The organism is Rhodovulum sp. (assembly GCF_011048875.1).
Lineage (GTDB): Bacteria > Pseudomonadota > Alphaproteobacteria > Rhodobacterales > Rhodobacteraceae > Rhodovulum > Rhodovulum tesquicola.
This window is the reverse complement of the sequence record NZ_DSDD01000263.1, coordinates 1-5,528: the sequence shown is the minus strand read 5'-3', so window position 1 is coordinate 5,528 and position 5,528 is coordinate 1. Positions and strand designations below refer to the sequence as shown.

The following is a 5,528-nucleotide window of genomic DNA, read 5'->3' as shown; positions in this document are numbered from 1 at the left end:
GTGGTCGACTGCTTCGCCGGTCAGCCCATGACCTCTGGCCTGACCTACCGCATCGACCCCGGCCGCAAGGCGCAGGCCAGCGCGTTCGAGGAAGGCTTCAAGAATGCCGACCTCGCCCTGACCGATGCGCAGATCCTGGAGAACATCCAATCCGTCCAGCGGCGCCAGAACCTGCCCGTCTCGCAGTCGCTGACGGATTTCACGACCTTCAACGCCCGAGGCGAGCGCGTGCCCGTCGCGGCCGGCTACAAGCACGGCGCTCTCGCCGCGACCCGTGTTCACCTCGACGTCGAGATGGAGACCGGCACGGGCAAGACCTACTGCTACATCAAGACCATCTTCGAGATGAACAAGCGCTATGGCTGGTCGAAGTTCATCATCATGGTGCCGTCGATTGCCATCCGCGAGGGGGTCTACAAGTCGCTGCAGATCACGGCGGACCATTTCACCGAAAGCTACGGCAAGAAGGCGCGGTTCTTCATCTATAATTCCAAGCGCCTGCACGAGCTGGAAAGCTTTTCGTCCGACGCCGGGATCAACGTGATGGTGATCAACATTCAGGCGTTCAACGCGCGCGGGGCCGATAACCGGCGCATCTACGAGGAGCTGGACGACTTCCAGTCGCGCAAGCCCATCGACGTGATCGCCTCGAACCGGCCGATCCTGATCCTCGACGAACCGCAGAAGATGGAAGGCGCGGCGACGATGGAGGCGCTGCCAAAGTTCAAGCCGCTTTTCATCCTGCGCTATTCGGCGACCCACCGGACCCAGCATAACCGCGTTCATCGGCTGGACGCGCTGGACGCCTACAACCAGAAGCTGGTCAAGAAGATCGCAGTGCGCGGCATCCAGACCCGCGGGCTGGCCGGCACCAATGCCTACCTTTACCTCGAGGGCATCGAAATCTCGAAGAAGGCCCCCGTGGCGCGGATCGAGATGGAGGTGAAGCTGGCGTCGGGAGAGATCAAACGTCAGCTGAAGCGCCTTGAGTTCCGCGACGACCTGTTCGTGAAGTCGGGTGAGCTGGACCAGTACCGCGGCTTCACGATCAGCCAGATCGACGCTGTCAACGACACGGTCGAATTCACGAATGGCGAAGTGCTGCGCGCCGGGGAGGCGAACGGCGACGTGTCTGAGCGCGACATCCGTCGCATCCAGATCCGCGAGACGATCAAGGCGCACCTGGACAAGGAAAAGCAGCTATTCGCACAGGGCATCAAAGTCCTGTCGCTGTTCTTCATCGACGAAGTGGTGAAGTATCGGGACTACGACCAGGCCGACGAGAAAGGCGAGTATGCGCGGGTTTTCGAGGAAGAGTACGAGCTGCTGAAAGCCGAATACCTGTCGGAGCTTGCGATCGACAACGAGGCGTACCGGAAGTGTCTCGCGGGCATCGATCCGGCCAAGACCCACAACGGCTATTTCTCGATCGACAAGAAGACGAACCGCCTCAAGGACCCGGCCTTTGGAAAACGTTCGGCCGATAGCGACGACGTTGACGCTTACGACCTCATTCTGAAGGACAAAGAGCGACTGCTTTCCTTCGCCGAACCCACCCGGTTCATCTTCTCACACTCGGCGCTGCGTGAGGGCTGGGACAACCCGAACGTCTTCGTTATGTGCATGCTGAAGCACAGCGACAACACCATTTCCCGCCGCCAGGAGGTAGGACGCGGCCTGCGGCTGAGTGTCGACCAGCACGGTGATCGGATGGACCATCCGGCGGTGGTGCACGACATCAACGTGCTGACCGTGGTGGCGAGCGAGAGCTACAAGGACTTCGTCGCTGGTCTGCAGAAGGAAATAGCGGAGACCCTCTCGTCGCGTCCGCGGCAGGCAACCGAAGAATATTTCACGGGAAAGACGCTCACGACCGAGCATGGTCCGGTCGAGGTGACTGCCGCCATGGCCAAGCAGATCTACCGTTATCTGGTGAAGAATGACTACACCGACGATACGGACCAGATCGCTGACACTTATCATCAGGCCAAGGCAGAGGGGAAACTGGCGGACTTGCCCGAGGACCTCAAACCTCACGCGGAGCAGGTGTTCCAGCTCATCGACAGCGTTTTCAGCGATGCACAACTGCCCAAAGTCGATGACGGTCGCAAACCGAAGACCAATCCGCTCAATGCCAATTTCGAGAAGAAGGAGTTCCAGGAGCTTTGGGCGCGTATCAACCGCAAGGCGGTCTACCGGGTTGAATTCGACTCAGCGGAGCTGATCCGCAAGTGCGTCAGCGCGCTGGATAGTCAGCTGCGGATCACCCCCTTGCAGTACACCGTTCAGGTCGGCTTACAGAATGACAGATTGACTGACAGCCAGCTTCGCAGCGGCGACGGTTTCATGGTCACCACCACAACGACCGAGCACGGGGGCTCTATCCACTCTCTCGTGAAGTACGACCTCGTCGGGAAGGTGGCCGAAAACGCACAGCTGACGCGAGAAACGGCTGCGACCATTCTGGGCCAAATCGCTCCTGTAGTTTTCGAACAGTTCACAAGTAACCCGGAACACTTTATCTCAGAAGCCTCGCGCATCATCGCCGAGCAGAAGGCGGCCATGGTGATCGAGCGTTTGGCCTACGACGAAGTCAATGAGCGGTATGACGTCGATATCTTCACCGCGAACCAGACCGGCCAGGATTTCTCCCGAGCTACGGCGAAGCTCAAAAATCATGTCTACGATTATGCGATCACGGACTCGGATGTCGAAAAGGCGTTCGTGAAAGAGCTGGATACAAGCAGCGAAGTGGTTGTCTACGCCAAGCTGCCGCGTGGCTTCCTGATTCCAACGCCTGTGGGGGACTACAACCCCGATTGGGCGATAACCTTTAAGGCTGGCAGCGTCAGGCACATCTATTTCGTCGCCGAGACTAAGGGCACGATGTCGACCATGAAGTTGCGCGAGATCGAAAAGACGAAGATCGAGTGCGCACGGAAGTTTTTTGCGGAGATCAGCCAGAGAGTCGCGCAGGACCGCGTTAAATATGAAGTGGTTACCGACTACGGCAAGCTGATGGACCTGGTCGGACCCGCAGCATGACAAAACCGCGCTCGATCAACATCTTCCTGCTCGACGGCGACCCGAATGGCGTTCGGGTCGCGCAAATCTCGATGTCGACGATTCAGGCTATCGCCTTCCGACGCAACCAGCTGAGGCGCGTGCGCGAAGCGTTTTCAGAGATCGAGCGGCCCGGCGTTTACATCCTGATCGGGGCTGACGAAGAGGCGCAAGACATACAGCTTGCGTATATCGGCGAGTCCGAGGGCGTTGGTGCTCGCCTGTCGTATCACAACTCGAATGAGGCTGGCCGTGACGCCAAGGGTTTCTGGACCGACACGGTCGTCTTGATCAGCAAGGATGAAAATCTGACCAAGAGCCATGCGCGCTATGTCGAGGCCTGCCTGATCCGTAGTGTTGGGAGCAATCCTCGCTGGACAATGCCGAATACGCGGAAACCGTCCGAGGACGCCGGCAAACTGCCGCTGCAGGACCGTGCCGCTATGGATGAATTCGTGGATCAGACGAAAACGCTGGTTGGAGCCCTTGGCTGGGATCTTTTTCGTCAGGTCCGAGGTCGAGCGCCGGAGCAGGTCGTAGAGCGGGAACTTCCGACCGCTGACATAGATGAAAGCCCGTGTTTCTTCTTCCGCGGCGACGGTTTTGCCGCAGAAATGGAGATCGGACCTTCAGGTGATTTCGTCGTCACGGCAGGGTCGAAGGCAAGAGTGCGGACAACGCGAACGATCCCGAGGGGCACAGTCACACTTCGGAACACTCTTGTCGACAAGGGCGTCCTCCAACAGGAGGGCGATTTTCTCGTATTCACAAGCGCCTACAGCTTCACGTCCGCCTCATCTGCGGCCGCGGCAGTCATTGGTGCGAGTGCAAATGGCCGGATACTTTGGAAGCTCCCCGATGGCCGCACTTATGCAGAATGGGAAGCCGGCCAAGGCGATGGGAATAATGGGAGCGGCGAACACACACACTTCCCGGAGGCATAGGACATGCCTTTTCGCTTCTGGCGCCGCATCCGTCTGGCCCCTGGGGTCACGCTGAACCTGTCGAAATCCAACGCGTCTCTGTCGTTCGGCCCGCGCGGCGCGAAATACACGATCAGCCCGCGCGGGAATCGTGCGACGGCTGGCCTGCCGGGCACGGGGCTGTTCTACACGGTACATGACCGTCAGCGCGCCGGCCGAGGGGGCGCGGCACCGGCACCCAAGGTGCCGCAGCGTGACCGGCTGAAGCTGGGGTTCGTCCAGCGGTTGACGACCCCGGCTGAGGAAAAGCGCTTCATTGACGGCATCCGCGCGCTCAACGACGGCGATCAGGATGCAGCCGTGGCGGCGCTGGAAGAGGCGCGCGATCTGCCCGATGCCGCCTGGATGGCCGGCATGATCCGCCTGCGGCGCGAGGAACTCGACCGCGCCAGGGCGCATTTCGAACATGCTCTGGCCCGTCTCAGTGATCTGGGCAGGCTGTTTGGTAAATACGAGATCACCGCACAGGCCAGCCTGCCGATCACGTCCGACATTTTCGCCCATGTCTTTCCGCGAGAACGCGGGACAAGGCTGGCGTTGGTGGAAATCGCGCAGCTTCAGGGTCGCCATGAAGATGCCATGGTGCATGTCGAGCGATTGCTTGAGATCGACCCGAGCGACCCGGTGGTGGTGCTGTCCTTCGCGGAACTGGCGCTCGACACTCCCGAGGACCTCGCTCTCATGGACCGCGTGGTCCGCGCCACTGTGCATGTCGAAAACGAAACACCAGTCGATACGGCGATCCTACTTTATCGTGGCCGCGCACTGGCCGCACTTGGCATGCCGGATGCAGCGATCGATGTGTTCACGCGGGCCAACCGCCGCCGCAAGGACCGGCCGGAGGGATTGTTGCATCAGATCCGCTATGACCGGGCTGTGCTTTATGAAGAAGCAGGGCAACGCGCCCGCGCCCGCAGCGAGTTCGAGCGCATCTATGCTGCCGATCCGGCTTTCGAAGACATCGCGCAACGGCTGGGTGCGACGCCATGATCCTTGCGTGATTTGCGGCGACGCGTTTTTCATCGTCGGGATTCATGCGATCAGATCAGCGGGATCGCGGTGCCCGCGCCATCAATATGACGGATGATCTGCCCCTTTACCGACACGACCTCGTCTGCTCCCTCAGCACAGCATAATCCGCCAGCCACTCCGGGATAACCGCGCCTTCTGGCAATGCCGCCAATTCCGCCGCCAGACGCAGCTGTTCGGCTTTCCTGTACTCCACGACCGGTGGGCAGGCGCTGGTCAGAGCGTCAGAATTTACCCCTGCGCAGCCGGTCGAGAATATCGTCGCGGCTGCGAGGGCGGCGCGCGGCGGCGTCCAGCATCTGGTGTTGAATTGCATTGGCGCGCTCCAGTTGGTCGATCCGTTCGGTGGCGCGACCTGCGCGCTCGCCTGATCGGCGGAGGTTGAGAATGAACAGGGCGATGGTGAGCGCGGCGAGCGCGAAACCCGCTACTCGCAGCGCCCATGGCCGGGCC

At 60.4% G+C, this 5,528-nt stretch carries 4 protein-coding genes; 3 read left to right on the top strand and 1 reads right to left on the bottom strand.

All coding sequences use genetic code 11. The features are described from left to right. Positions 1-27: 27 nt before the first annotated feature. From ENN83_RS09240 to ENN83_RS09230, 3 genes are read left to right on the top strand one after another with little or no spacing between them, the layout of a single operon-like run. A complete protein-coding gene (locus ENN83_RS09240; protein ID WP_287186170.1) occupies positions 28-3,045 on the top strand; it encodes a type III restriction-modification system endonuclease in 3,018 nt (1,005 codons plus the stop codon). Continuing rightward, complete coding sequence (locus ENN83_RS09235; protein WP_287186168.1) at positions 3,042-4,007, top strand: GIY-YIG nuclease family protein; 966 nt, start codon at positions 3,042-3,044, stop codon at positions 4,005-4,007. The genes ENN83_RS09240 and ENN83_RS09235 overlap by 4 nt, the downstream gene beginning before the upstream one ends. A gap of 3 nt (positions 4,008-4,010) precedes the next feature. Beyond that, a complete protein-coding gene (locus tag ENN83_RS09230; RefSeq protein ID WP_287186167.1) occupies positions 4,011-5,036 on the top strand; it encodes a DUF4236 domain-containing protein in 1,026 nt (341 codons plus the stop codon). A gap of 263 nt (positions 5,037-5,299) precedes the next feature. On the opposite strand, the gene ENN83_RS09220 is transcribed toward ENN83_RS09230, so the two are convergent. After that, on the bottom strand, positions 5,300-5,528 hold a 229-nt coding region (locus tag ENN83_RS09220; RefSeq protein WP_414707645.1), incomplete at its 5' end, for a hypothetical protein.